Source organism: Stenotrophomonas sp. SY1, from assembly GCF_021202945.1.
In the GTDB taxonomy this organism is placed as follows: domain Bacteria; phylum Pseudomonadota; class Gammaproteobacteria; order Xanthomonadales; family Xanthomonadaceae; genus Stenotrophomonas.
The window spans coordinates 50,282-74,875 of the sequence record NZ_JAJOYR010000004.1 but is presented as its reverse complement, the minus strand read 5'-3'; the positions used below and the strand labels follow the sequence as shown (position 1 = coordinate 74,875).

Sequence of the window (24,594 nt, the reverse complement as noted above, 5' to 3'; positions counted from 1 at the left end):
CCAGCCCCGGGCGCCACTTCATGTACGAAATATCTACCCAAAACCTCTGGATCGCGTTCGGATTGACGTTTGCCGCAGGGCTGGCCACCGCCGTGGGCAGCCTGCTGGTGCTGTTCTCCAAACGACCGAACCCGCGCCTGCTGGCATTCGGGCTCGCCTTTGCCGGCGGCGCCATGGTTTATGTGTCGCTGTCAGAGATCCTGAACAAGTCCATCGCCTCGTTCACCCTGGCCCACGGCGAGCGACTGGGCTTCACCTACGGCACGATCTGGTTCCTGGCCGGCGTGCTGCTGGTGATGGTGATCGACCACCTGGTCCCGAACCCACACGAAACCCTGGACAAGCAGGACCCCGCCTTCCACGAGCAGAACCGCAGCCATATCCGCCGTGTCGGCCTGCTCAGCGCCGTTGCAATCACCGCCCACAACTTCCCTGAAGGGCTGGCGACCTTCTTCGCGACACTGGAAAGCCCATCGATCGGCTTGCCGCTGGCCTTCGCCATTGCCATCCACAATGTTCCCGAGGGCATCGCCATTGCGGTACCGGTCTATTTCGCTACCGGCCGCAAGTCCTATGCCTTTGGCGCCAGCCTGCTGTCCGGGCTGGCTGAACCGGTCGGCGCAGCCATCGGCTACTTCGCTTTGGCCGGCTCGCTTTCACATTCGACCTTCGGCGCCGTGTTCGGCCTGATCGCCGGCATCATGGTGTTCCTGGCCCTGGACGAATTGCTTCCCGCAGCCAAGCGCTATGCCCGGGGCCATGAAACCGTCTACGGCCTGGTCATCGGCATGGCGACGATCGCCGTCAGCCTGGCGCTGTTCAAGTGGTGATGCAGGCGCAGGGGATCACGGTATTCAGGATTCGCCGGCGCGCTCAGGCAGGCTGAATCCACAACCTGGACGTTCGCAGCACTCCGGCTTGCGAATCGCCCATCCCGAATCCCCACCCCGCCGTCGATCAAAGGCGCTCGAGCGCTTCGACCAGCTCCGGCGCCAACGGGGCATTCAATAGATAAGGTGTCTTGCCCGCATCCAGTGCGAACTCCAACGATGCTGCATGCAGGAACAGGCGTTTCAGGCCGATCTGCTCACGAAGCCGCTTGTTGACCGCAGGATCGCCATACTTGTCATCACCAGCTACGGCATGACCGATGTGCTGGGCGTGTACGCGAATCTGGTGGGTGCGCCCGGTTTCGATCCGCACCTCGCAATATGAATGGCCACCGCGCCGTTCAAGCATGCGGAAATGGCTCAGCGATGCCTTGCCGGCCTGATTGACCTGCACATGACGCTCGCCGCCCTGGCGCAGACCCACATGCAGCGGCGCATCCACACTCATCACCCCGTCAGGCATGCGGCCGACCAGCAAGGTCAGGTAGCGCTTCTGGATGCCGCCACGGTCTTCACGCATCAGCGCCTGCAACTCGGTCAGGGCCGAGCGCTTCTTGGCCATGATCAGCAGGCCGGAGGTGTCGCGGTCCAGCCGGTGCACCAGCTCCAGATTCAGGTTCGGACGCAACGCACGCATGGTCTCGATGGCGCCATGGCTGATGCCGCTGCCGCCATGGCTGGCCACCCCGGACGGCTTATTGATCACCAGCAGCTTGGCATCCTCGAACACGATGGCTTCTTCCATCCGCTGCAGGAAGCTGGCCGGCGGCGCCACCTTTTCTCCAACCTCGTTGAGATTGACGGGCGGCACCCGCACCTCATCCCCCACTTCCAGCTTGCGTTCGGCCTTTGCCCGGCCCCCATTCACACGGACCTGGCCGCTGCGCACGAGCTTGTAGACAAGGCTGCGCGGGGCGCCCTTGAGCTGGCCCAGCAGGAAGTTGTCCAGGCGCTGCCCGGCACGGTCCTCGGGAACCTTGATCATGCGCACGCTGGTCTTGGCGGCGGGCGGTGTTCCACGGTAATCGGAGTCAGTCATCAGCCTATTTATTCTGCTACACTCGGGCCGCGATATAAGGGTTTGATTTCGTTGGAAGTTGGTCAGGGCCAGAAGCCCCGCTCCCTACGGATCCGGCACAGTGCGCGGCCACCGCCCCCGGGGCGGCCATGTTAGCGGCTCGTCGGCGCTCCCGGCCATCGTCGGGTGCCAAAAGGCATCTGAGTAGGACGAAACCTATGTCCCGTGCGACGCCCGGCCACGGCCGGATCGGCCGCCGGCCCTGAAACACCTAAAACAAGAATAGAAGCGCTCCCGCGGCCTGCCGTGGTGTCGTAGCGCTGGAAACCCAAACCGCCCTACCCGCGCCTGCGCGAATGGGCGGCGACCCGTGTCCAGAGGCGAAACCCCATGGCGTTCCGCGCGGTAGCAGCGCGCGAGGAACGCACAATGAAGCGAATGCTGATCAATGCCACGCAGGCTGAAGAACTGCGCGTGGCCATCGTCGACGGGCAGAACCTGTACGACATCGACATCGAACAGCCGTCGAAGGAACAGAAAAAGTCCAACATCTACAAGGGCCGCATCACCCGCCTGGAGCCGTCGCTCGAGGCCGCTTTTGTCGAGTACGGTGGCGAACGTCACGGCTTCCTGCCGCTGAAGGAAATCTCCCGCGATTACTTCCAGAGCGGCGTTGACCCGAACAAGGCCAGCATCAAGGAGCTGCTGCGCGAAGGCCAGGAAATCGTTGTCCAGGTGGACAAGGAAGAGCGTGGCAACAAGGGCGCTGCCCTGACCACGTTCATCTCGCTGGCCGGCCGTTACATGGTGCTGATGCCGAACTCGCCCTCCGCCGGCGGCGTTTCGCGTCGCATCGAGGGCGAAGACCGGGCTGCCCTGAAGGAAGCACTGGACAAGCTCAACATTCCCGACGACATGGGCGTGATCATCCGCACCGCCGGCGTCGGCCGCGATGCCGAAGAGCTGCAGTGGGATCTGGACTACCTGCTCCAAGTCTGGCGCTCGATCGCCGAAGCCGCGCTGACCAAGCCGGCCCCGTTCCTGATCTACCAGGAATCGCGCCTGATCGTGCGCGCCCTGCGTGACTACCTGCGCTCGGACATCGGCGAGATCCTGGTCGATACCGAGGAGCTGTACGAGACCGCCCGCGAGTTCATGCAGCAGGTGATGCCGCAGACCCTGCGCAAGCTCAAGCACTACAAGGACGACATCCCGCTGTTCAACCGCTTCCAGATCGAATCGCAGATCGAGGCGATCTACGAGCGCAACGTGCGCCTGCCCTCGGGCGGCTCGATCGTGGTTGACCAGACCGAAGCCCTGACCGCCGTCGACGTGAACTCGGCCCGCGCCACCAAGGGCACCGACATCGAAGACACCGCATTCCAGACCAATCTGGAAGCGGCCGAGGAAGTGGCCCGCCAGTTGCGCCTGCGCGACCTCGGCGGCCTGGTGGTCATCGACTTCATCGACATGTCCTCGAACAAGCACCAGCGCGAAGTCGAGAACCGCCTGCAGAACGCCCTGAAGTACGATCGTGCCCGCGTCCAGCTGGGCCGCATCTCGCGCTTCGGCCTGATGGAAATGAGCCGCCAGCGCCTGCGTCCGAGCCTGGGTGAGTCCAGCCAGATCGTGTGCCCGCGCTGCGACGGCCAGGGCCGCATGCGCAGCATCGAGTCGCTGTCGCTGTCGATCATCCGCGTGGCCGAAGAGCACGCCATGAAGGAGAACACCGGGCAGGTGCTGGTACAGGCCCCGGTGGAAATCGCCAATTACCTGCTCAACGAGAAGCGCAGCGCGCTGCGTGAGATCGAAACGCGTCACGACGCCCCGATCATCATCGTCGCCGACGAGCAGCTGCACACCCCGCATTACGAAGTCACGCGTCTGCGCGACAACGAGCTGGGTGAAGAGTCGGGCAAGCCCAGCTACCAGCGCGGCACCCCGCGCAAGCTGCCGGTGCACGCCCTGACCAAGGCACAGCTGAACATTCCGCCGGCTCCGGCCGTCACCCACGTCAAGCACAGCCAGCCGGCTCCGGTGCGCGAAGTGCAGGAAGCCGCACCGGCTCCTGCACCTGTCGCCCCCGTTGCGGCTCCGGCAGCAGGCGGCGTGATGGGTTGGCTCAAGCGCATCTTCGGTGGCGAATCGGCCCCGGCGGAGCAGTCGTCCCAGCCGCAGCGCCAGGACGGTGGCCGCAACCGCAACGACCGCAACCAGCGTCGCGATGGCCGCGGCAACAACGGCCAGCAGGCACGCAACGGCGGCGGCAACAACAACCGTCGCGAAGAGCAGCGCCGCGATGAGCGCCGTGACGACCGTCGCCAGGGCGGCAACAATCCGCAGCCGCAGGGCAATGCCCAGCAGCCGCAGAAGCAGCGCGGCGACCAGCCTCAGCCTCAGCAGGGCAAGCAGCCTCGCGGCGAACAGCAGCAACCCAAGCAGCAGAAGCAGCCCAAGCAGCCCAAGCCGCAGCAGGAAACCGACAAGGCCGCCCAGCCGCTGAGCGAGAAGCCGGCACGTCAGCCGCAGGCTGAAACGATCAAGCCGGTGATTGCCGCCGCTGCCGTTGCCGCCCCGGTCGCTACCGCCGCCGTGGAAGCAACCACTGCTGCCGAGGCTCCGGCCAAGGACAAGCTGCCGGCGAACGAGAACATCGCACCCACCGCAGCTGCCGTTGAAACGGCCGTCGTCGCCACCGATGAAAACGGCGTCGCAATCGCTGGCGATGAAGCCAACGGTGAAGCCGGTAGCCGTCGTCGTCGCGGTCGTCGTGGCGGCCGTCGTCGTCGTCGCGGCAACGCCGAAGGCGCCGCCGCCGGTGAAATGCTGAACAACGACGAAGAAGGCATCGAAGAGTTCGACGATGGTGACGCTGTCGAAGCCTCGGCCAACAAGCCCGCCAGCAGCCAGCCCGAGTTCGACTTTGATGACGAGCTTGGCGCTGCTGCTCCGGCTCCGGCCCCGGCCCCGGTCAAGGCTGCCGAGACCAGGATCGAACATCCGGCTGCCGTGGCCGCACCGGTCCAAGCAGAAGCCAAGCCGGTGATCACCGCTGCGGCGGAACCGGCTCCGGCAGTGGTGGTTGCTGACAGCAAGCCGGCGGAAGTCGTCTCTGAGACCCCGGTCGTGGAGCAGGCCGCAGCGCCTGTTGCGGCTGCTCCCGCTCCGGTAGCCGTTGTCGCCGAAGCCCCTGCCGTGGCAGAAGTCGCCACTCCGGCACCGATCGCGGCCGAGCCGGTGGTTACTGTTGAAGCCCCCGCCGTCGTCGAAGCTGCTCCGGCGGTTGAAGCGCCCACAGCGGAAGCACCGGTCGTTGCCGAGCCTTCGGCACCGGCACCGGCAGAAGTTGCTGTCGAAGCTGAAGTTGCCGCACCGGCACCTGCCGCTCCCGAGAATGGCCAGCTGTTCGCCCACGAAGCCGTCGTCAACAATGACGAGCCGAAGGAACAGGCTCCGGCTGCCGCTGCTGAAACCACCACTGCCGAGCCGGCAGCAGTGGCCAAGCAGGAGGAAGTGGAAGAAGGTCATTCGCGCAACGCCTGACCCGGCCACCATTCCCGGAACGACGGGCGGTCGATGACCGCTTCCGTCAACTGACAAACCCCGCGCTCCCTGAGTGCGGGGTTTGTCGTTCAGGCCCTGCCAAAAATCAGGTCACCGCGTTTGCACAATGCGCGCCCGCAAACCGGGGAAACTCCCCTCCCGCTCGACGGGAGCATTCCTCACAAGATGCACGTCCGGTGTGGATTGCCACAGCAGCAATCGACATGCTGCTGCTCTGTTTCGAGCCAACTCCCCGGCAATCCCAGGCGGCCAACAACATTCGTGTTGCATCTGCCCCAAAAGAAAACGGCGAATCCTCACCTTGATGAAGATTCGCCGTTTGCGTTTGTCGCGGCCGATCCGGAGTCAGATCGCGCGCGACGGATCACCCACGCCGTACTGACTGGCAAGCCGCGCCAGCGCGATGTTGTCGTGCACCCCGGTCTTCTGGAACAGACGCGCCTTGTGCGTGTTGACCGTTTTGGCGCTGAGACTCAAACGCCGCGCGATTTCCTCCTGACGATGTCCCTGGATAAGCAGCAGCGCCACTTCCAGTTCGCGCGGCGACAGCACATCAAACGGTGAGCCACTGCCTTCCAGATTGGACAGCGCCAGACTCTGCGCGATGCTGTTTGCCAGGTAGCGCTTACCCAATGCAACGTCGTGGATGGCGCGGATAAGCTCGCGCGAATCTCCCGCCTTGCCGACGTAACCCGATGCACCTGCCTCCAGCAGGCGCTTGGGCATCGGCCCGTCCTCCAGCACCGAGACGATGATGACGCGCGTGCCGTGATCCCCTTTGACCACGCGTTCGGTGATCTCCAATCCACTCAATCCCGGCAGATGCAGATCACACAGCACCACGTCGGGCTTGAGCCTGCGGATCTGCGGCAGGGCCACTTCTCCGCTATCCGCCTCCCCCACTACCTCGATGTCGGTTTGACTCGAAAGAATCATCCTGATGCCCGTGCGCACAAGTGCGTGGTCATCGATGAGAAAAACCTTGATGGTCATGACGCATTCCTCGCGACGAGGTGACAGTTGAAGCCTTGGCCATTCCCCAAACGGGTAAAGCGAGGGACGGTTTTCGTCCTTCATGGCAAAAGCCAGTGCGTATTATCGACCAGAAGTACCCCCCGCCCGACCTGCCTACTGGCCGGAATGCAACGCGTTGGCCATCCCCTGATGTCGGCACAACGCAGAATCCCCGTTCTGCAGTTGCCGGACCACTATGTGACAACGAACGAAACCCAGCCATCAGCTCATTTCCTTCATGCAATTAGGACTTTTCCTATCCGAATTGCATCCATGCAAGCGCAGCGAATTACGTTGAAGGCAACGACCAACGACGACGGAACATCACGATGTAAACACCAATCACCCAGACCAAAGCCGCGCACCATCCGCCAAGGATATCGGATGGATAATGCACGCCGAGATAGACGCGCGATACACCCACCAGCAACGCGAACGCGGACGCAAACAGCAGTACCGGCCAGCGCCAGCGGGTGTTCCAGGCCAGCATCACCACGGTCACGGCAAGTGTCATCGAACCCATCGCATGACCACTGGGGAAGCTGAAAGTGCTTTCCGGCGCGATGGATTCCCACAGACCGGGACGTTCGCGCTGGAATATCTGCTTGCTACCAAGGTTCAACAAGGCCGAGCCGACAAAGGCGACGGCGGCGAATGTCGCCTTGCGCCAGCGCCGCGCAAACAACAACGCTGCTACGACCAGCACGTCGAACGGGATCACGCCCCATTCGTAGCCCAGCTTGGAAAACAGCACGAAGAAGCGATCCAGCCCCGGTGAAGCCAAGGCATGCATCTGCCACAACAACGCATCGTCGAAGTGGAAAGCTTCGGCTTCGTGGATTTCATCGGCCAGCGTGACGAAGCCCGCCAACGGCAACAGCACGCCGACGAACAACAACAGCAGCCGCCACGCATTGTGGGCCAGCCATCGACGCAGGCCTGCGGCCTCGCTCCGGGAATCAGCCGGAGCTTCGCGCATACTTGGTTTCGACGTAATCGTCGATCAGGGTGACGAACTCCTGGGCAATGTTCTCGCCGCGCAGGGTCACTTTCTTCTCGCCATCGATGAACACCGGCGCCGCCGGCGTTTCCCCGGTACCCGGCAGCGAAATGCCGATATTGGCGTGGCGCGATTCGCCAGGGCCGTTGACGATGCAGCCCATCACCGCAAGCGTCATGTTCTCCGCCCCCGGGTGGCTGACGCGCCAGACCGGCATCTTCTCGCGCACGTGGTTCTGCACCACCTTGGCCAGTTCCTGGAAGAACTCGGAGGTGGTGCGGCCACATCCCGGACAGGCGGTGACCATCGGCGTGAACGCACGCTGCCCGGTGGTCTGCAGCAGCTCCTGGGCAACGATGACTTCCTGCGTGCGCGACTGGCCCGGCTCCGGCGTCAGCGAGATGCGGATGGTGTCGCCGATGCCTTCCTGCATCAGCACCGCCAGCGCCGCCGATGAGGCGACGATGCCCTTGCTGCCGATACCGGCTTCGGTCAGGCCCAGATGCAATGCAAAATCGGAACGGCTGGCCAGGTCGCGGTAGACCGCGATCAGTTCCTGCACGCCGCTGACCTTGGCCGAAAGCACGATGCGGTCGCGCGGCAGGCCCAGCTCGACAGCGGTTTCCGCAGAGTCCAGCGCCGAACGGATCAACGCCTCGCGCAGCACACGGCCGGCGTCCCAAGGCTGGGCGCGCTGGCTGTTCTCGTCCATCAGCTTGGCGGCGAGCGCCTGGTCCAACGAACCCCAGTTGGCGCCGATGCGCACGGGCTTGTTGTACTTGATGGCGAACTCGATCAGCTGCGCGAACTGGGTGTCCTTCTTCTTGCCGAAGCCGACATTGCCCGGGTTGATGCGGTACTTGGCCAGCGCCTCGGCACAGGCCGGCTCCTGGGTCAGCAGCTGATGGCCGTTGTAGTGGAAGTCGCCGATCAGCGGCACCTCGATGCCCATCATCCGCAGCTTCTCGACGATGCGCGGAATTGCCGCCGCCGATTCGGGATTGTTGACGGTCAGCCGCACCATCTCCGAGCCGGCACGCCAGAGGTCGGCGACCTGTTTGACGCTGGCCGCCACGTCGGCGGTATCGGTGTTGGTCATCGACTGGACGACCACGGGATGACCACCACCCACCTTCACACCGCCGATTTCGACGGACTGGGTGATGCGGCGGGGCCACGCGGTGGCGTCGGAGGGCGGAGTGGGTCGGGTAACGGCGTCGTGCATGGTCGGCATTTTACCGCGCCGATCACCCGACCGGGATGAACCTTCCATTGTGTGTCAGCCGGCCTGACAACTTACGATGGCGCCATGAATGCCCCCGACACCTCTTTCCTGCGCACCCTGTGCAGCCTGCGCTGGCTGGCCACCGCCGGCCAGGCAACCACCATCCTGCTCGCCAGCGCGCTGCTGGGGCTGGAACTGCCGCTGGTCCCGCTATGGGCCGGCGTGCTGGTACTGGCGCTGTTCAACCTGTACGTGCAGTTGCGCGTGCACGACAGCAACCCGGCGCCGGTGACCGCGTTCGGCCACATCCTGGTCGATGTGACCGTGCTGACCTGGATGGTCGGCTGGAGCGGCGGCATCGCCAACCCGTTCGGCTCGCTGTTCCTGATCCTGATCGCACTGGCCGCGCTGGCCCTGCCGCTGCGCTGGACCCACGCGGTGGCTGCCGCCTGCGTGGCCGGCTACGCGCTCAGCGCGGTGTTCGGCCTGCCACTGGAGGGCGGTTATTTCGATTCGATGAGCCTGCACCTGTGGGGAGCGGCGGCCAACTTCCTGCTGTCCAGCGTGGTGGTGCTGGTGTTTTCCACCCGCCTGGCTGCCGCCCTGCGCGAGCGCGAGAACCAGTTGGCGCTGCTGCGCGAACGCTTCGTGCGCAACGAGGGCATCGTCGCCCTGGCCACCCATGCCGCGTCGGTGGCGCACGAGCTCAATACGCCGCTGGCGACGATGACCCTGATCACCGACGACATCGCCGAACAATGCGCCGACAACCCGGAAATGCGCGATGACCTGGAGACCCTGCGCGAGTTGCTGGTCCAGTGCCGCGAACGGGTGCTGGCCCTTGCTGCGCCGGCAGAGGGCGCACGCAGCCGCGCACCGGTTTCGATCGGCAGCGTGCTGGAGCAATGGCGGCTGGTGCGACCAACCATCCAATTGCGACGCAATGCCAACGCGCCCTTGCAGATGACCCTGGACCCCGGCGTCGGGCACCTGCTGCAGGTGCTGCTCAACAACGCAGCCGATGCCGGCGAGTTCAGCGGTCGGCCGCAGATCGATCTGGATATCCGCGTACAGGACGGGCAGTTGTATGGCGAAGTCCGCGACTACGGCCCGGGCTTCAATGCCAACGATGCGGCCCTGCCCGGCTCGTTGTTCAACAGCAGCAAGACTGAAAGCATGGGTGTCGGCCTGGCGCTGTCCCATGCCACCATTGAACGCCTGCATGGCGAATTGTGGATGCGTCCGGCCGAAGGCCAGGGAGCGCGCGTCGGCTTTCGCCTGCCGTTGGACAACCCCGAGGTAAATGCATGAGTGCTCCCGCTACCCACGGCCTGCTGGTCGATGACGATCCGCTGTACCTGCGCACCCTGCAGCGCACGCTCGCCCGCCGTGGCATCGAGGCAGTCACCGCCACCGACATCGCTGGCGCCCTGCAACTGGCCACGCAGGCGCCGCCTGCGTTCGCGCTGATCGACCTGAAGCTGGGCAGTGAATCAGGGCTGGGCCTGATCCAGCCGCTACGCGAGCTGCGCCAGGACATGCGCATCCTGCTGGTCACCGGTTATGCGTCGATCGCCACTGCGGTGGAAGCGATCAAGCTCGGTGCGGACGACTACCTACCCAAGCCGGCCACGGTGCAGATGATCCTGCGCGCATTGGGCGAAGAAGACGAGGCCGGTGAAGAACCGGAAGAAATCGAACCGCCGGATGCGATGACGCCGATCAGCCGCCTGCAATGGGAGCACATCCAGCAGGCGCTGCACGAAACCGGCGGCAATGTGTCTGCTGCCGCACGCCTGCTGGGCATGCACCGGCGTTCGTTGCAACGCAAGCTCACCAAGCGACCAAGCCCGGAACGGGATCCGAATCGGTGAGTTGGCAAGCCTCCTTCTGAGCGCGAATTGAGTTGAGGAGCGCTCTTCGACCCTAGCGATTTACGACAGCAACAACGCCCTCATCCGCTCTTCGGGCATCCCCGCCTTCGCGGGGACAGGCCCCTTGTTCCACCCGCGAGCCGGAGAAGGGAGAGACACCGCACCCATCAAACGATCCGAGCCCCTCTCCCGCGCGCGCGAGAGGGGGTGGGGTGAGGGTAGCTCTTAAGCCCCCTCCCCAGCCCTCCCCTTCGCTGCGCGAAAGGGAGGGGGCGAAAACAAGAGCGCCGCGCATTTCTGCGCGGCGTTGTTGTTTCAGCGTATCGCCAGCAATCAGCGCAAGCGCGCCAATACTTCCCTGGTCATCGGGTCGGCGATCTCCACCGCTTCGCCCTGCAACGCCGGCAGCAACTGATTGGCCAACTGCTTGCCCAGCTCGACACCAAACTGGTCGAACGCATTGATGCCCCAGATCAGCGACTGCACGTACACCGCGTGCTCGTACATCGCGATCAGGGCACCCAGCGCCTGCGGCGTCAGTGCATCGAGCAGGATCAAGGTGCTCGGGCGCCCGCCCGGATACTGACGGTGCGGGTCCTCGCTGTCCTGGCCATTGGCCAGCGCTTCGGTCTGTGCCAACAGGTTGGCCAGCAGCGCCTGGTGATTGACCGTGTACGGATTGTCGGCCTGCACGCAGCCGATGAAATCGGCCGGCACGATGCTCGTACCCTGGTGCAACGCCTGGAAGAAGCTGTGCTGCACGTCGGTGCCTGCCCCGCCCCACCACACCGGCACGGTGTCCACATCGACCGGGCTGCCATCGAGCTTCACCCGCTTGCCCAGGCTTTCCATCACCAGTTGCTGCAGATAGGCCGGCAACAGCGCCAGGCGCTGGTCGTAGGTCATCACCGCGTGCGTGTCATAACCGAGCACGTTGCGGTTCCAGATGTCGGTCAGTGCATGCAGCACCGGCAGGTTCTGCGCCAACGGTGCGCTGGCGGCATGGGCATCCATTTCCGATGCGCCGGCCAGCAACCGGCCAAAGCGCTCGAAGCCGATTGCCAGTGCGATCGGAAAGCCCACCGCCGACCACAGCGAATAGCGGCCGCCCACCCAGTCCCACATCGGCAGGACGCGCTCGGCGGCGATATCGAATGCCTTGGCGGCGCGCTCCGGATTGGCACTGACCGCGTAAAGACGCTCACTGCCGCCCAGCCAGTCGCGCAGGATGCTGCCGTTGAGCAGGGTTTCCTGGGTGCCGAAGGTCTTGGAAATCAGGATGCCGGCAGTGGTTTCCGGGTCCAGCGTCGCCAGCGTGCGCTGCATGGCCGCGCCGTCGACATTGGAGACGAAATGCACACGGAAGCGTGCCCCACTTGCCGGACGCAAAGCGTCGGCCACCAAGCGCGGGCCGAGGTCCGAACCACCGATGCCAACGCTGACGATATCGGTGACCTTGCTGGCTTCCAATTGCTGGATCAGCGCACCCATGCGCTGCTGCACCGCCAACGCCTGCGCGTGCGCGGCCACCGCTTCCGGGGCTTGGCTGACATCACCGCGCAGCGCGCTGTGCAGCACGGCGCGGTCTTCGGTGACATTGATTTTCTGTCCAGCGAACAGACGCTGGAAGCCGCCGGCGACATCGCGCGCGGCGGCCAGATCAAGCAGTGACTGCAACGCAGCGGCATCGTATTTCTGCCGCGCGAAGTTCACATACAACGGACCGACCTTGAGCGCCAGGCGTTTCACCCGGTCCGGCTCGGCGGCCATCAGCGAGGGAATACCCGTGCCCTGCAAACGCTGGGCGTGGGCGTGCAATACGTCGAATCCGTTGTTCGTGGTCATGCGGCCTGTGTGGGGATGCTGTCGTTGGTGTGGGAGATGCGGTTGTTGCCGTCAACGTAAACCAGCTTCGGCTTGAAGCTGTCGGCTTCGGCTTCGCTCATGCCGGCGAAGGCGGCAATGATGATGATGTCGCCCACCTGCACGTGGCGCGCGGCGCCGCCGTTGAGCGAGATGATGCCGCTGCCGGCTTCGGCACGCAGGGCATAGGTGGAGAAACGGGCGCCGTTGGTCACATCCCAGATATGCACCTGTTCAAACTCGCGGATGCCGGTGGCCTGGAGCAGGTTGTCATCGATGGCGATGGAGCCTTCGTAGTTCAGCTCCGAATGGGTGACGGTGGCGCGGTGGATCTTGGTCTTGAGCAGAGAAAGTTGCATGGCAATGCCGAAACTGCGTGAGAAAGCGCGCAGTCTAGCACCGGCGCGGCCACCTGCCCGCACCGCAACATGACCTGCGCAGAACCCCCTGCCCGGACACGCCGATGGCGCCACAAGGGCGCCATCGGTGGTCAATCAGCATGTCGGCGGAGGACAGGAAAAGTCCCTCCAAGCCCCATTCAGAACTCGATGTTATCGATCAGACGGGTATTGCCCAGCTTCGCAGCCACCAGCGCAACCCGCGGGCCGTTCTGATCCGTGCCTGGCGAAGCTAGGTCCGGCAGACGCACCACTGCGTAGTCCACCAGAAAACCCGCTGCCTGCAGCTGCGCGACGCCTTCAGCCTCGACCGTGGCCTGCGCCGTGCCCGAAAGGTAGGCATCACGCATGGCCAGCAGCACTTTGCGGATGACCGTGGCCTGCGGCCGGACATCAGCGGTCAGGTACTGGTTGCGCGAACTCATCGCCAGCCCATCTTCTTCACGCACGATCTCGCCGCCGATGATCTCGATCGGGAATGCCAGGTCGGCCACCATCTGCCGGATCACCGCCAACTGCTGGTAATCCTTGCGTCCAAACGCGGCCACATCCGGCTGCACCTGATTGAACAGACGGCTGACCACGGTGCAGACACCATCGAAGTGGCCCGGCCGGTGCGCACCTTCCAACAAGGCGCTCACACCCGGAACATGCACGTTGGCAGCCAGCTCAACGCCAAACGGGTACATGGACTCGACCGTCGGCAGCCAAAGCACGTCACAGCCGGCATTCTGCAGACCGGTGGTGTCCGCTTCCGGGGTACGCGGGTAACGGGTGAAATCTTCGTTCGGCCCAAACTGGGTCGGGTTGACGAACACGCTGGAAACCACCCGATCAGCGTGCTGACGGGCCAGTTTCACCAACGAATAATGACCTGCGTGGAGGTTGCCCATGGTGGGCACCAGCGCTACGCGCAGCCCTTCGCGCTTCCATCCAGCAACAACGGCACGCAGCCGCGCAAGCTCGGTAACGGTCTCGATCATGATGCGTACGCATGCTCCGCGTCGGGGAAAGTACCGGCGCGCACCGCGTCGGCGTAGGCACGAACCGCACCGGCGACCGAGCCACCTTCGGCAAGGAAATCCTTGACGAACTTGGGCCGGCGATGGCCGCTGTCCAGGCCGAGGAAATCATGCAGCACCAGCACCTGGCCATCGCATTGGTGACCGGCGCCAATGCCGATGGTGGGAATGTCGATCGCGGCGGTGACACTGCCGGCAACCGGCGTGGGCACGCACTCAAGCACCAGCAGGCTGGCGCCCGCTTCGGCGACTGCCTTGGCGTCATTGACCAACTGCTGGGCAGCATCGCCACGGCCCTGCACCCGGTAACCGCCCAGACGCAGCACCGACTGCGGGGTCAGACCCAGATGCGAGCAGACCGGGATTTCGCGTTCGACCAGGTAACGGATGATGTCCAGCTTGAAGCCGGCACCTTCGATCTTGACCATCTCCGCGCCGGCCTGCAGCAGCTTGAGCGAGGCATCCAGCGCACGTTCGGGCGTCGCATCGGCACCAAACGGCAGGTCGGCAACCAGCAGCGCGCGCTTGAGTACCCGGGCCACAGCCGTGGTGTGGTAGACCATGTCGGCCACGCTGACCGGCAAGGTGGAATCGTGACCCTGTACGACCATGCCCAGCGAATCGCCGATCAGGATCAGGTCGACGCCGTTGTCATCGAAGCTGCGGGCAAAGCCGGCGTCATAGGCGGTCAACATCACCAGCTTCTGGCCGTTGCGCTTGGCTTCGGCAAGGGCCGGAACCGTCCAAGGCTTGCTATCTGCGTGAGTGCTCATGTGGGGATAACGATTGGTGATGAGCCAATCATTATCCCCCTAACGGGGTGATATCGGAGGTTTTGATGCCTACCAGCACATCACGCACTGTTCCATGACCTGGAATCACCGCCTCCGGCGCCACCTCGGCCAGCGGCAACAACGCAAAGGCACGCTGGTGAAGATAGGGATGCGGCACTTTCAACTGCGGCAGATCGATGACCTGCGTGCCGTACAGCAGCAGGTCCAGATCCAGCATGCGCGGCCCCCAATGCAGGGCCGGATCACGCACGCGGCCGAATCCGCGCTCGGTGGCCAGCAGCTGTTCCAGCAACGCCGGCGCTGCCAGCGTGGTCTCCAGCACCGCCACGGCATTGACGAAATCCGGCTGCGCCTCGTTTCCCCATGCCGGCGTGCCGTACAGCCGCGAAGCCGCCAACAGGCGCGTTCCAGGCAACTGGCCCAGCGCCTGGATGGCCGCACGCACGGTGCCTTGTGCGTCACCCAGGTTGGCGCCGAGCCCGATACAGGCAACCACCATCGTCACTTACTCGCTGGAAGCGGTGCCGGTGCGACGGCGACGACGACGGCGACGACGCGGTGCACCGTCCTCTTCCTGCTCATCGGCCTGCAGCGCGTCCAGTGAGGACTCAAGCTCCTGTCCGTTCTGCAGCTGCGCCTCACGCCAGAACGCGATGTCCTCGGCATGCTCAGCCGAAGCACTCTGGCGCAGCACCAGGAAATCGAACGCAGCGCGGAAGCGCGGATGCGACAAGGTACGGAACACCCGCTTGCGCTGGCGCGAGCTGAAACGCGACTGCAGCAGCCAGATCTCCTGCATCGGCAGCGAGAAGCGGCGCGGCAAGGCAATCGTGCTCAACTGGTGCAATGTCACCCGGTCGGCAGCACGACGCTGCGCCTCTTCCAGCGCCAGGCCCTGCCGCTGCAGCGTGATCAACGAGCGGCAGAAGGCTGGCCACAGCAGCAACGCAAACAGGAACGATGGCGACACCGGCTCTTCATTGGCCACGCGTGCATCGGTGCTGCGCAGGCCTTCGATCAGCATGCTGCGCAGCGCGCCGCTGCGGTTGCTCTTCAGCGCTGCCGCACTTTCCGGGAACAGCGCCGGCAGCAGGCCGTAACGCTCCAGCCCGAGGAAACTGGCCTCGCCATGCCCGGACAGGAACAGCTTCAGCACTTCCTCGAACAGCCGCGCAGGAGCCGCTTCGCTGAGCAGGTTCGCCAGGCGCGGAATCGGCTCGGCGGTCGGCGGGTCGATATCGAACCCAAGCTTGGCCGCCAGGCGCACCGCACGCAGCATGCGCACCGGGTCTTCGCGGTAGCGCTGCTCCGGATCGCCGATCAGGCGCATGCGGCGCGCCATCACGTCCTCGAAGCCGCCGGTGTAGTCGCGCACCGAGAAATCCTCGATGGCGTAATACAAGGCGTTGCAGGTGAAGTCGCGGCGTACCGCATCGTCCTCGATGCTGCCGTACACGTTGTCGCGCACCAGCATGCCGTTCTCGACCTCGCGGTCACCGCTGCCGTCATCGCTGTTGGCACGGAACGTGGCCACCTCGATGATCTCGCGGCCGAACACCACATGCGCCAGGCGGAAACGCCTGCCGATCAGCCGGCAATTGCGGAAGAGTTGTTTGACCTGCTCGGGCGTGGCATCGGTGGCCACGTCGAAATCCTTGGGACGCCCGCCCACCAGCAGATCGCGCACGGCACCACCGACGAGGTAGGCACCAAAGCCAGCCTCGCGCAGGCGATACAGCACACGCAGCGCATTGGGGCTGATGTCCTTGCGCGAGATGGTGTGCTGGTCACGCGGGATGACGTGCAGGGTGAACGGCGTTGTAACTGTGGAATTGATGTTGGCGATTCCAGTTGGGGTTGCGGGATTGCCGAGTGGCAACCAGATGCATATACTAGCGCGCTCGCCAGACGCGACCAAACGCTCCCTTCGTCTAGTGGTTAGGACGTGGCCCTCTCAAGGCTAAAACAGGGGTTCGAGTCCCCTAGGGAGCGCCAATCCCGTCTGCGAAACATGAAAGCCCCGCCCTGCGGGGCTTTTTGTTGCCCCTGCTCGACCGGCCAGCCCGCCTCGGCCGCCCGCCACCGGATTGAGAATCCCTCCGCCCACGCCCGGCATCCTGCACTAGAATTGCTGGGCTCAAAGCCGGACCCCGTCATGCCTTTTGTCGTTACCGAAAACTGCATCAAGTGCAAACACACTGACTGCGTTGAAGTCTGCCCGGTGGATTGCTTCCACGAAGGCCCCAATTTCCTGGTGATCGACCCGGACGAGTGCATCGACTGCACGCTGTGCGAGCCGGAATGCCCGGTCAACGCCATTTACCCGGAAGACGACGTCCCCGCCGGCCAGGAAGTGTTTGTCGCCCTCAACGCCGAGCTGGCGAAGGAATGGCCGGTGCTGACCGTGCGCAAGGACCCGCCAGCCGATGCCGCCGAATGGGACGGCAAGCCGGACAAGCTCAAGCTGCTCGAACGCTGAGCCCGGCACCAGAACATGAAAAAACGGGCGCCGCTGGCGCCCGTTCTCGTTTCCGGCCAAGCCGCCCGCCTCAGCCGGCGAGCTTGCCCTTGAGCGCAGCGATCAGCTTCACCGCCGCAGCATCGGTCGCCGGCATGCCGCGCGGATCAACCGCCGACACATAGGCGCCCGCCTCGACCGCAACCACGCGGACCAGGAAGTTGCTGCCTTCGTAACCGATGTCGTACGAACCCAGCAGCTGCGCGCGGCTGGCGATATTCACGCCTTCAATGGTGGACAGCGCATCGCCGACCTTGCCGAAGACTTCGTCACGGCTGCCGCTGACGGTGAAGCCGCTCTGCGAATTGGCCGTGGCCGCTGCCGGGGCCGGGCGGGTTGCCGAGGCCAGGGCCGGAATCGACGTCGCACCGGAGGTGTTGGGCAGGTTCAGATCCAGCGGCACTTCCAGCGGACGCGCTTCCGGCGCCAGGGCGTAATCACCGCGGGCACCGCGCTTGAAGCAGCCAGTGCTGGCCACCGTGGCGACAGCAAGCATCGCCAGGGTGAGCACACGGAGAGTTGGGGTTTGACGCATGGGTGGATCTCCAGGTTCAGGCCACGAATCAGTGGCTGGATAGTTCTTCCAGGGCGCCCACGTCGGCCGCCAGGTGGTCGGCGGCAGCATGGTGGGCAGCGGAAAGCGACAGCAGCGGCAGACGCAAGCCATGGCCGATGCCCAGCCGCTGCAACAGCGCCTTGACCGGAATGGGGTTGGACTCCACGCCACAGAAATCGTGGTACGGCTGCAAGCGGTCATCCCAGGACTGGGCCGCGTCGTGCTGGCCGGCCCGGGCCAGGTCACACAGGGTGCGGTAGGTGCCCGGCAGGACATTGGAGCCCACCGAGATCAGCCCATCGGCGCCGGCCAGCATGGAACGGGCGGCGGTGCCGTCGTCACCGCTGAGAATGGCGAAGCTGTCGCTGCGCAGCTCCAGCAGGGCCTTCAGGCGCGGCGTATCGCTGACCGCCTCCTTGATGCCGATGATGTTCGGGTGCACGGCCAGCTCGGCCACCGTCTCCGGCAGCAGGTCACAGCCGGTGCGGCCAGGCACGTTGTACAGCACCACCGGCAAACCACCCTGCTCGGCCACCGCCAGATAATGCTGGCGCAGCCCTTCCTGGGTCGGGCGCACATAAGGCGGTGTGACCACCAGCGCATGGGTGGCGCCATTGGCCGCCGCCCGGCGGGTCAGCGCGATGGTCTTGGCGGTGCCCGACAGGCCGGTACCGGCCAGGACCGGCACCTTGTTGCCGATGGCGGCGACCGCGCTGCGCAGCAGGCCGTCATATTCATCATCGGACAATGTGGACGCCTCGCCGGTCGAACCGGCCACGACGACGCCCTGGACGCCTGCCTTCAACTGCAATGCCAACAGGCGTTGCCACGCTTCAGGATCGAATGCGCCGTCGGCCTTGAAAGGCGTCGCCAACGCGGTGATGAGGCCGGAAATGGACAATGGAATGGCTGCTCTTGGTGGGGGTAAAGAGCCCGCCAGCCGGCGGGTTCGTGACGCAAGGCATGTTACTTGCCGGTCGAAAGCACGGGCAAGTATGCTGGGCACCAGCGAACGGCCCGTCTCCGGCGCCATTCAGACTCTCAAGCATTCCCGGAACCACCTTGACCGACACCACACCGCGGCCGTTGCCGACCGAAAACCACCTCCTGATCAACGCCTATACGACGCATCCGGAGTCCCCCCTGCTGTCCGTTACCCGTCGCATCGCCGACAGCGGCTGCAACCTGGTCGACGCCCGCCTTGCCACCGTGGGCCGTGATGTCTCGGTCACCACGCTGGCCACCGGCTCGTGGGACGCGGTAGCCAAGCTGGAAGCCATGCTCACCCGCCTGGAGCGCGAGGAAGGCCTGAAGCTGGTCTGGTACCGCACCGCCGCCAAGCAGGCGCAGTCGAACCTACTGCCCTACATCGTCGAGGTCATCGCCGCCGACAAGCCGGGCATCCTGTTCCAGCTGGCCGACTTCTTCGACCGCCAGGGCATCACCATCGAGAACCTGCAGAGCACCCGCTACCAGGCCATGCAGACCGGTGCGGAGATGTTCTCGGCGCAGATCACCATCGGCGTACCTTCGAACATGCATATCGCCGCCCTGCGCGACGACTTCCTTGAATTCTGCGACCACCTCAACCTGGACGCGATCATGGACCCCATGAAGTTCTGAACATTCGCGCGCCCGTCACAGGCGCGCGGCGTTTCATGTAATTGCAATCGAATTACCCCAGGCTCCGGAAAGGATCTGATGAACATCGGCGACACCCTGGACCGCACCACTCTCGACCTCCCGCTGGCCCTGTCCGGCGGCGCCACCACCACCCTCGCCGCGCAGGCCGGCCATTGGCTGGTGCTCTACTTCTACCCGAAGGACAGCACCCCCGGCTGCACCACCGAGGGGCTGGACTTCAACGCCCTGCTGCCGAAGTTCAAGCGCGCCGGCGCGCAGGTGTTCGGCATCTCGCGTGACTCGGTCAAATCCCACGACAACTTCTGCAGCAAGCAGGGTTTCAAGTTTCCCCTGATCAGCGACGCCGACGAAGCCCTGTGCAGCGCGTTCGACGTGATCAAGATGAAGAACATGTACGGCAAGCAGGTGCGCGGCATCGAACGCAGCACCTTCCTGATCTCGCCCACTGGCACGCTCGTGCAGGAATGGCGCAAAGTAAAAGTCGCCGGCCACGCCGATGCCGTGCTTGAAGCCTTGAAGGCCGCCCAGACCACGTGACCCATTCCGCGTCCCAACCCACGCCATCGCCCTGCCCCGCAGGCGCGATGGCGTGACCCTGTCCCGCCACCAGGAATCGACGATGACCCGAGGCAAGCGCATCTACGTACTGGATACCAACGTGCTGATGCACGATCCGACCGCGCTGTTCAAATTCGAGGAACACGATGTCTACCTGCCGATGCAGGTGATCGAGGAGCTGGACAATGGCAAGAAGGGCACCACCGAAGCGAGCCGCAATGCCCGCCAGGTGAGCCGCTTCCTCAACGAGCTGATCGAAGCCTCCGGCATCAACACCGTCAACGATGGCGTTCCATTGCAGCGCCCGAAGGGCCTGCAACTGCGTGGCGCGCAGAGCGTGGGCCGGCTGTACTTCCAGACCAGCCACTTCGAAGCCGGCAAGAGCTTCGGCAAGGTCATCCCGGACAACGCCATCCTTGGCGCGATCCTGGCCCTGAAGGAACAGCACCCGGAAACACCGGTGGTGTTCATCTCCAAGGACATCAACCTGCGCATCAAGGCCGCCATCGCCGGCATTGATTCGGAGGACTACGAGAACGACCGCGCGCTGGACGATTTCAGCCTGCTATACACCGGCGCTACCCAGCTGCCGGAAGACTTCTGGAAGAAGCACTCCGACAACCTGCGCAGCTGGAGTGACAAGGGCCGCACCAGTTACGAAATCCTCGCCACCGATGACGAGGATTGGCACCCCAACCAGTACGTCTACCTGCCGGGCGAGGACGAGGTCGAACTGAAGGTCGCCAAGGTCGAAGGCGACGGCCGCATCACCCTGGCGCTGGTCAACGACTTCCGCCACAGCTCGCACTCGGTATGGGGCATCACCGCGCGCAACCGCGAGCAGAACTTCGCACTCAACGCGCTCATGGACCCGGAGATCGACTTCGTCACCCTGCTCGGCACCGCCGGCACCGGCAAGACCCTGCTGGCCTTGGCCGCCGGCCTGGCGCAGACCATGGACAGCCAACGCTACCGCGAGATCATCATGACCCGCGCCACGGTCAGCGTCGGCGAGGACATCGGCTTCCTGCCCGGCACGGAGGAAGAAAAGATGACGCCGTGGATGGGCGCGTTGACCGACAACCTGGAAGTGCTCACCCACAACCAGGACGGCGGCGCCTGGGGCCGTGCCGCCACCAACGACCTGCTCGCCAGCCGCATCAAGATCCGCTCGATGAACTTCATGCGCGGCCGCACCTTCCTGTCGCGCTACCTGATCCTGGACGAGGCGCAGAACCTGACGCCCAAGCAGATGAAGACCCTGATCACCCGTGCCGGCCCCGGCACCAAGATCGTCTGCCTGGGCAACGTGGAGCAGATCGACACGCCGTACCTGACCGAAACCACCTCCGGCCTGACCTACGCGGTGGACCGCTTCAAGAATTGGCCGCACAGTGCGCACATCACGTTGCGCCGGGGCGAACGCTCGCGCCTGGCCGATTACGCCTCGGAGGTTCTGTGAAACACCTGCATGTCCTGCTGTCGGCCAGCGCGATCCTCGCGCTGGCCGCCTGCACGCCTTCCAACGTCAAACCCGGCGCCAGCGTGCCGACCGCCATCAAGGCCGGGCAATCATGGGTGGTTACCCGGCCGGCAGTCGCCGCGCAGGTGCTGGACACCTGTTCGCGCGACAGCCCGGCCCGGCACGTCGGCACCGTGACCGGCTACTGGGCGCCCAGCCGCAGCGATATCGACGCACTGGAAAGCCGCCTCACGCAGTTGGCCGACACCGTCAACGAGCCGGGCCTGTCCAATCGTCAGTACGTAGGCTTTGAATCCGCTGGCAAGCGGCTGATCTACATCAACGCCTTCCCGCTTCCGGACCACAGCGACATCGACCCGGCACGCGAAGCCGTTCGCGCCTGCGACGGTGGCAAGCAATTCTGGGGTGCCGTCTACGACCCGCAGGCCGGCAGCTTCTCCCAGGTGCAGTTCAACGGCCCACCAGCCACGCCCTGAGCGGGAGCGTCAGCATGGGGATGCGGCTGCCCACCTGGGTCTGGATCGGAGCGATCGCGCTGTCCTGCGTGGCCGGCATGGTCAACGTGGTCGGTTTCCTCGGATTCGAACACCAGGCGGTCAGCCACCTCACCGGCACCACCAGTCAACTCGGCATGGCGCTGATGCAACGCGATTGGCGCATGATCGGCCACCTGTGGGGGTTGCTCATCGCCTTCTCGCTGGGCGCCATGCTCAGCGGCTTGATCATCCAGAACAGCGCCCTGCAACTTGGCCGTCGTTACGGCATCGCGCTGGCACTGGAATCGATGCTGCTGCTGTTGGCAATCCCGCTATTCAAGCAGCATCAGATCTGGGGCGCCCTGTTGGCCGCAATGGCCTGCGGCCTGCAGAACGCACTGGCCACCACCTTCAGTGGCGCCGTGGTGCGCACCACCCATCTGACCGGCATGTTCACCGACCTCGGCATCGGCCTGGGCCACCTGCTGCGTGGGCTGCCGTTGCAGGTGCGGCGGCTGACGCTGAGCGGACTGATCATCGGCGGCTTCCTGGCCGGCGGGATCATCGGCGCCTGGTTGTTCACACGCTGGCAGTACGACGCCCTGCTCGCCCCCGCACTGCTCACCGGGCTGACCGGCATGGGCTACGTGCTGTACCGGCAATGGGCGCTGCTGCGCGGCCGCTGATCCCCATCGTTGCGATGCATTTGGAGCCGTCGCTACACCGACGCCGGCACCTGCTTCATCCCAAGGCACATCGCCTGCAAACACTGCACAATCCCGTCATGACTCCTTCAACTCCCGTCTCCGCCCTTACCATCGCCGGTTCCGATTCCGGCGGCGGCGCCGGCATCCAGGCCGACCTCAAGGCCTTCGCCGCACACCGCGTCCACGGGCTGTCCGCCATCGCCGCGCTCACCGCCCAGAACACCCGCGGCGTCACCGCCGTGCATGTCCCGCCGATGGCATTCCTGCAGGCACAGCTTGATGCGTGCTTCGACGACTTCGACATCCATGCGGTCAAGCTGGGCATGCTGGCCAACGCCGAGGTCATCCATCTGGTCGCCGATGCACTGGAACAGCACCGTCCCGCACAGATCGTGCTGGACCCGGTCATGGTGGCCACCAGTGGCGCCAAGCTGCTCGAAGACAGCGCGTTGCGCGCGATGCGCGAGCGGCTGCTGCCACTGGCCACTCTGCTTACCCCGAACACCCCCGAAGCCGAACTCCTGCTCGGCCGCCACATTGGCAACGCCGCCGAAGCCGAGGATGCAGCTGCCGCACTGCTCGACATGGGCGCGGGCGCAGTCCTGCTCAAAGGTGGTCATCTTTTCGAAGGCAACCGCGTCATCGACCGTTACTTCGATGGCGTCACCGGCGAAGAGTTCAGCCACGTTCGCCTGCCGGTGGATGCCCATGGGACCGGCTGCACGCTCGCCTCGGCCATTGCCGCGCAGCTCTGTCGCGGACTGAGCATGCCCAACGCCTGCGAGGCCGCCATCGATTACGTCGCGCGCGGCCTGCAAAGTGGCTACCAGCCCGGCCGCAGCGAGGTGATGGTGCTCGATCACTTCGGCGCAGCACCCAGCGCATGAGCGAGCTGATCCAACTGCCGATCGACAGCGGTGACGGGCATCGCTTCCAGTTGCTCGCCCAATTGCCCGAACAGCCGAAAGCGAGCCTGTTGTGGCTGCCTGCGCTGGGAGTCTCGGCGCGCAACTACCAACCCTTCGCCGAAGCGCTCGCCGCGCACGGCATCGCAGTGTTCCTGCACGAATGGCGCGGCAACGGCAGCAGCAACCTGCGTCCGGGACGTGACAGCGACTGGGGCTACCGCCAGCTTCTGCAATTCGACCTGCCCGCCGCCGAAGCCACCATCCAGCACACCCTTCCCAGCCTGCCACTGATGCTCGGCGGGCACAGCCTCGGCGGCCAGCTGGCCTGCTGCTACGCCGGCCAGCGCGAGAAAGAACTACAGGCCTTGTGGCTGGTGGCCAGTGGCACGCCCTGGTGGCGCAGCTTCGCGGCACCGCGCCGATTCCTGCTGCCGCTGGCGTATCGCTTCCTGCCATGGCTGGCAGACAAGCGTGGCGCCCTGCCCGGCCGTCGCCTGGGCTTTGGTGGTACCGAGGCACGCGGCCTGATCCGCGACTGGGCCCGCGTCGGCCTGAGCAATCATTACGCCGCCGCAGGCATGCATGCGGACCTGGAAGGCGGCATGCGCCGCGTCACCGCCCCCATCTCCGCCGTTGTGCTGGACAGCGACTGGTTGGCCCCCGAGCGCTCGATGCAGTGCCTGCTACAGAAAATTCCCGCAGCACCGCACACACTTCAGACACTGTCCGCGCAGGCACTGGGGACTGCGTCGGACCACTTCCACTGGATGAAATCGCCGCAAGCCGTGGTCGCAGCCCTGCTTCGTCACAATGATTAAGAAATTTTCACAAAATCGTTGACGCAAACGCAGCATATCCGCATAATCTCGCTCCTGACGACGCGCCCGTAGCTCAGTTGGATAGAGTACCTGGCTACGAACCAGGCGGTCGGGAGTTCGAATCTCTCCGGGCGCACCACGTCAGAAAGCAGAATCTGATTCTGCAAGCTTCAAAACAAATGAAATGCGCGCCCGTAGCTCAGTTGGATAGAGTACCTGGCTACGAACCAGGCGGTCGGGAGTTCGAATCTCTCCGGGCGCACC

At 64.7% G+C, this 24,594-nt stretch carries 24 protein-coding genes and 3 tRNA genes; 15 read left to right on the top strand and 12 right to left on the bottom strand.

What is annotated here, in order from left to right:
* The first annotated feature begins 20 nt into the window (after positions 1-20).
* Positions 21-830 (top strand): zinc transporter ZupT, encoded by an 810-nt coding sequence (zupT, locus tag LR961_RS18870; protein WP_232151515.1) that lies wholly within the window; start codon positions 21-23, stop codon positions 828-830.
* Positions 831-957: 127 nt separating this feature from the next.
* On the opposite strand, the gene LR961_RS18865 is transcribed toward zupT, so the two are convergent.
* On the bottom strand, positions 958-1,929 hold the full coding sequence (locus LR961_RS18865) for an RluA family pseudouridine synthase (protein ID WP_232151514.1): 972 nt from the start codon (positions 1,927-1,929) through the stop codon (positions 958-960).
* 408 nt (positions 1,930-2,337) lie between these two features.
* Between LR961_RS18865 and LR961_RS18860 the strand changes: the two genes are divergently transcribed.
* Positions 2,338-5,451, top strand: coding sequence for an Rne/Rng family ribonuclease (locus LR961_RS18860; RefSeq protein ID WP_232151513.1), 3,114 nt, complete (start codon positions 2,338-2,340; stop codon positions 5,449-5,451).
* Between the two features lie 366 nt (positions 5,452-5,817).
* On the opposite strand, the gene LR961_RS18855 is transcribed toward LR961_RS18860, so the two are convergent.
* The 3 genes from LR961_RS18855 to ispG all read right to left on the bottom strand — a co-directional run bounded on the left by LR961_RS18855 (position 5,818) and on the right by ispG (position 8,711).
* The gene (locus tag LR961_RS18855; protein WP_232151512.1) at positions 5,818-6,465 is read right to left on the bottom strand and encodes a response regulator; all 648 of its coding nucleotides are present in this window, start codon (positions 6,463-6,465) and stop codon (positions 5,818-5,820) included.
* A gap of 310 nt (positions 6,466-6,775) precedes the next feature.
* On the bottom strand, positions 6,776-7,465 hold the full coding sequence (locus tag LR961_RS18850; RefSeq protein ID WP_232151511.1) for a phosphatase PAP2 family protein: 690 nt from the start codon (positions 7,463-7,465) through the stop codon (positions 6,776-6,778).
* Positions 7,446-8,711 carry a flavodoxin-dependent (E)-4-hydroxy-3-methylbut-2-enyl-diphosphate synthase gene (gene ispG, locus LR961_RS18845; protein WP_232151551.1) on the bottom strand — a complete coding sequence of 422 codons (1,266 nt, stop codon included), beginning with the start codon at positions 8,709-8,711 and terminating at the stop codon, positions 7,446-7,448. Before ispG ends, LR961_RS18850 begins: the two co-directional genes overlap by 20 nt.
* Positions 8,712-8,795: 84 nt before the next feature.
* Here ispG and LR961_RS18840 point away from each other — a divergent pair, with 84 nt between their 5' ends.
* Together LR961_RS18840 and LR961_RS18835 are read left to right on the top strand one after the other, a co-directional pair.
* The gene (locus tag LR961_RS18840) at positions 8,796-10,022 is read left to right on the top strand and encodes an ATP-binding protein (RefSeq protein WP_232151510.1); all 1,227 of its coding nucleotides are present in this window, start codon (positions 8,796-8,798) and stop codon (positions 10,020-10,022) included.
* Positions 10,019-10,585 (top strand): response regulator transcription factor, encoded by a 567-nt coding sequence (locus tag LR961_RS18835; RefSeq protein ID WP_232151509.1) that lies wholly within the window; start codon positions 10,019-10,021, stop codon positions 10,583-10,585. Before LR961_RS18840 ends, LR961_RS18835 begins: the two co-directional genes overlap by 4 nt.
* 333 nt (positions 10,586-10,918) lie before the next feature.
* On the opposite strand, the gene pgi is transcribed toward LR961_RS18835, so the two are convergent.
* The 6 genes from pgi to pcnB form a co-directional block, all read right to left on the bottom strand.
* Positions 10,919-12,430 (bottom strand): glucose-6-phosphate isomerase, encoded by a 1,512-nt coding sequence (pgi, locus tag LR961_RS18830; RefSeq protein WP_232151508.1) that lies wholly within the window; start codon positions 12,428-12,430, stop codon positions 10,919-10,921.
* On the bottom strand, positions 12,427-12,807 hold the full coding sequence (gene panD / locus LR961_RS18825) for an aspartate 1-decarboxylase (RefSeq protein ID WP_232151507.1): 381 nt from the start codon (positions 12,805-12,807) through the stop codon (positions 12,427-12,429). Before panD ends, pgi begins: the two co-directional genes overlap by 4 nt.
* Before the next feature lie 179 nt (positions 12,808-12,986).
* The gene (panC, locus tag LR961_RS18820) at positions 12,987-13,829 is read right to left on the bottom strand and encodes a pantoate--beta-alanine ligase (protein WP_232151506.1); all 843 of its coding nucleotides are present in this window, start codon (positions 13,827-13,829) and stop codon (positions 12,987-12,989) included.
* Positions 13,826-14,641 carry a 3-methyl-2-oxobutanoate hydroxymethyltransferase gene (panB, locus tag LR961_RS18815; RefSeq protein WP_232151505.1) on the bottom strand — a complete coding sequence of 272 codons (816 nt, stop codon included), beginning with the start codon at positions 14,639-14,641 and terminating at the stop codon, positions 13,826-13,828. The genes panC and panB overlap by 4 nt, the downstream gene beginning before the upstream one ends.
* A gap of 31 nt (positions 14,642-14,672) precedes the next feature.
* A complete protein-coding gene (folK, locus tag LR961_RS18810) occupies positions 14,673-15,161 on the bottom strand; it encodes a 2-amino-4-hydroxy-6-hydroxymethyldihydropteridine diphosphokinase (protein ID WP_232151504.1) in 489 nt (162 codons plus the stop codon).
* A 6-nt stretch (positions 15,162-15,167) separates the two neighbouring features.
* Positions 15,168-16,541 (bottom strand): polynucleotide adenylyltransferase PcnB, encoded by a 1,374-nt coding sequence (gene pcnB / locus LR961_RS18805; RefSeq protein WP_232151503.1) that lies wholly within the window; start codon positions 16,539-16,541, stop codon positions 15,168-15,170.
* A 41-nt stretch (positions 16,542-16,582) separates the two neighbouring features.
* On the opposite strand from pcnB, the gene LR961_RS18800 reads away from it, so the two are divergent.
* Together LR961_RS18800 and fdxA are read left to right on the top strand one after the other, a co-directional pair.
* A tRNA-Glu gene (locus LR961_RS18800) sits at positions 16,583-16,657 on the top strand.
* 160 nt (positions 16,658-16,817) lie between these two features.
* Positions 16,818-17,141: a ferredoxin FdxA gene (gene fdxA / locus LR961_RS18795; protein WP_232151502.1), complete on the top strand. Its 324-nt coding sequence runs from the start codon at positions 16,818-16,820 to the stop codon at positions 17,139-17,141.
* 70 nt (positions 17,142-17,211) lie between these two features.
* Here the strand turns inward: fdxA and LR961_RS18790 are convergent, their stop codons facing one another.
* Both LR961_RS18790 and dapA read right to left on the bottom strand, forming a co-directional pair.
* Positions 17,212-17,715, bottom strand: coding sequence for a hypothetical protein (locus LR961_RS18790; RefSeq protein ID WP_232151501.1), 504 nt, complete (start codon positions 17,713-17,715; stop codon positions 17,212-17,214).
* 28 nt (positions 17,716-17,743) lie between these two features.
* Positions 17,744-18,637: a 4-hydroxy-tetrahydrodipicolinate synthase gene (dapA, locus tag LR961_RS18785; protein WP_232151500.1), complete on the bottom strand. Its 894-nt coding sequence runs from the start codon at positions 18,635-18,637 to the stop codon at positions 17,744-17,746.
* A 161-nt stretch (positions 18,638-18,798) separates the two neighbouring features.
* On the opposite strand from dapA, the gene LR961_RS18780 reads away from it, so the two are divergent.
* The 9 genes from LR961_RS18780 to LR961_RS18740 all read left to right on the top strand — a co-directional run bounded on the left by LR961_RS18780 (position 18,799) and on the right by LR961_RS18740 (position 24,592).
* Positions 18,799-19,359: a glycine cleavage system protein R gene (locus tag LR961_RS18780; protein ID WP_232151499.1), complete on the top strand. Its 561-nt coding sequence runs from the start codon at positions 18,799-18,801 to the stop codon at positions 19,357-19,359.
* Between the two features lie 78 nt (positions 19,360-19,437).
* On the top strand, positions 19,438-19,917 hold the full coding sequence (locus LR961_RS18775; protein ID WP_232151498.1) for a peroxiredoxin: 480 nt from the start codon (positions 19,438-19,440) through the stop codon (positions 19,915-19,917).
* Positions 19,918-19,999: 82 nt separating this feature from the next.
* Positions 20,000-21,400 (top strand): PhoH family protein, encoded by a 1,401-nt coding sequence (locus LR961_RS18770; RefSeq protein ID WP_232151550.1) that lies wholly within the window; start codon positions 20,000-20,002, stop codon positions 21,398-21,400.
* Positions 21,401-21,417: 17 nt separating this feature from the next.
* Positions 21,418-21,897 (top strand): hypothetical protein, encoded by a 480-nt coding sequence (locus LR961_RS18765; protein ID WP_232151549.1) that lies wholly within the window; start codon positions 21,418-21,420, stop codon positions 21,895-21,897.
* A 14-nt stretch (positions 21,898-21,911) separates the two neighbouring features.
* Positions 21,912-22,583: a YoaK family protein gene (locus LR961_RS18760; protein WP_232151497.1), complete on the top strand. Its 672-nt coding sequence runs from the start codon at positions 21,912-21,914 to the stop codon at positions 22,581-22,583.
* Positions 22,584-22,681: 98 nt separating this feature from the next.
* Positions 22,682-23,491, top strand: coding sequence for a bifunctional hydroxymethylpyrimidine kinase/phosphomethylpyrimidine kinase (thiD, locus tag LR961_RS18755; RefSeq protein WP_232151496.1), 810 nt, complete (start codon positions 22,682-22,684; stop codon positions 23,489-23,491).
* Positions 23,488-24,330 carry an alpha/beta fold hydrolase gene (locus LR961_RS18750; RefSeq protein WP_232151495.1) on the top strand — a complete coding sequence of 281 codons (843 nt, stop codon included), beginning with the start codon at positions 23,488-23,490 and terminating at the stop codon, positions 24,328-24,330. Before thiD ends, LR961_RS18750 begins: the two co-directional genes overlap by 4 nt.
* 62 nt (positions 24,331-24,392) lie before the next feature.
* A tRNA-Arg gene (locus LR961_RS18745) sits at positions 24,393-24,469 on the top strand.
* Between the two features lie 49 nt (positions 24,470-24,518).
* A tRNA-Arg gene (locus tag LR961_RS18740) sits at positions 24,519-24,592 on the top strand.
* The last annotated feature ends 2 nt before the right edge of the window (positions 24,593-24,594 follow it).

Excerpts from the sequence above, each read along its gene's own strand:
- zupT (WP_232151515.1), top strand. The coding sequence starts at position 21 with ATGTACGAAATATCTACCCAAAACCTCTGGATCGCGTTCGGATTGACG.
- LR961_RS18865 (WP_232151514.1), bottom strand. The coding sequence starts at position 1,929 with ATGACTGACTCCGATTACCGTGGAACACCGCCCGCCGCCAAGACCAGC.
- LR961_RS18860 (WP_232151513.1), top strand. The coding sequence starts at position 2,338 with ATGAAGCGAATGCTGATCAATGCCACGCAGGCTGAAGAACTGCGCGTG.
- LR961_RS18855 (WP_232151512.1), bottom strand. The coding sequence starts at position 6,465 with ATGACCATCAAGGTTTTTCTCATCGATGACCACGCACTTGTGCGCACG.
- LR961_RS18850 (WP_232151511.1), bottom strand. The coding sequence starts at position 7,465 with ATGCGCGAAGCTCCGGCTGATTCCCGGAGCGAGGCCGCAGGCCTGCGT.
- ispG (WP_232151551.1), bottom strand. The coding sequence starts at position 8,711 with ATGCACGACGCCGTTACCCGACCCACTCCGCCCTCCGACGCCACCGCG.
- LR961_RS18840 (WP_232151510.1), top strand. The coding sequence starts at position 8,796 with ATGAATGCCCCCGACACCTCTTTCCTGCGCACCCTGTGCAGCCTGCGC.
- LR961_RS18835 (WP_232151509.1), top strand. The coding sequence starts at position 10,019 with ATGAGTGCTCCCGCTACCCACGGCCTGCTGGTCGATGACGATCCGCTG.
- pgi (WP_232151508.1), bottom strand. The coding sequence starts at position 12,430 with ATGACCACGAACAACGGATTCGACGTATTGCACGCCCACGCCCAGCGT.
- panD (WP_232151507.1), bottom strand. The coding sequence starts at position 12,807 with ATGCAACTTTCTCTGCTCAAGACCAAGATCCACCGCGCCACCGTCACC.
- panC (WP_232151506.1), bottom strand. The coding sequence starts at position 13,829 with ATGATCGAGACCGTTACCGAGCTTGCGCGGCTGCGTGCCGTTGTTGCT.
- panB (WP_232151505.1), bottom strand. The coding sequence starts at position 14,641 with ATGAGCACTCACGCAGATAGCAAGCCTTGGACGGTTCCGGCCCTTGCC.
- folK (WP_232151504.1), bottom strand. The coding sequence starts at position 15,161 with ATGGTGGTTGCCTGTATCGGGCTCGGCGCCAACCTGGGTGACGCACAA.
- fdxA (WP_232151502.1), top strand. The coding sequence starts at position 16,818 with ATGCCTTTTGTCGTTACCGAAAACTGCATCAAGTGCAAACACACTGAC.
- LR961_RS18790 (WP_232151501.1), bottom strand. The coding sequence starts at position 17,715 with ATGCGTCAAACCCCAACTCTCCGTGTGCTCACCCTGGCGATGCTTGCT.
- LR961_RS18775 (WP_232151498.1), top strand. The coding sequence starts at position 19,438 with ATGAACATCGGCGACACCCTGGACCGCACCACTCTCGACCTCCCGCTG.
- LR961_RS18770 (WP_232151550.1), top strand. The coding sequence starts at position 20,000 with ATGACCCGAGGCAAGCGCATCTACGTACTGGATACCAACGTGCTGATG.
- LR961_RS18760 (WP_232151497.1), top strand. The coding sequence starts at position 21,912 with ATGGGGATGCGGCTGCCCACCTGGGTCTGGATCGGAGCGATCGCGCTG.
- thiD (WP_232151496.1), top strand. The coding sequence starts at position 22,682 with ATGACTCCTTCAACTCCCGTCTCCGCCCTTACCATCGCCGGTTCCGAT.
- LR961_RS18750 (WP_232151495.1), top strand. The coding sequence starts at position 23,488 with ATGAGCGAGCTGATCCAACTGCCGATCGACAGCGGTGACGGGCATCGC.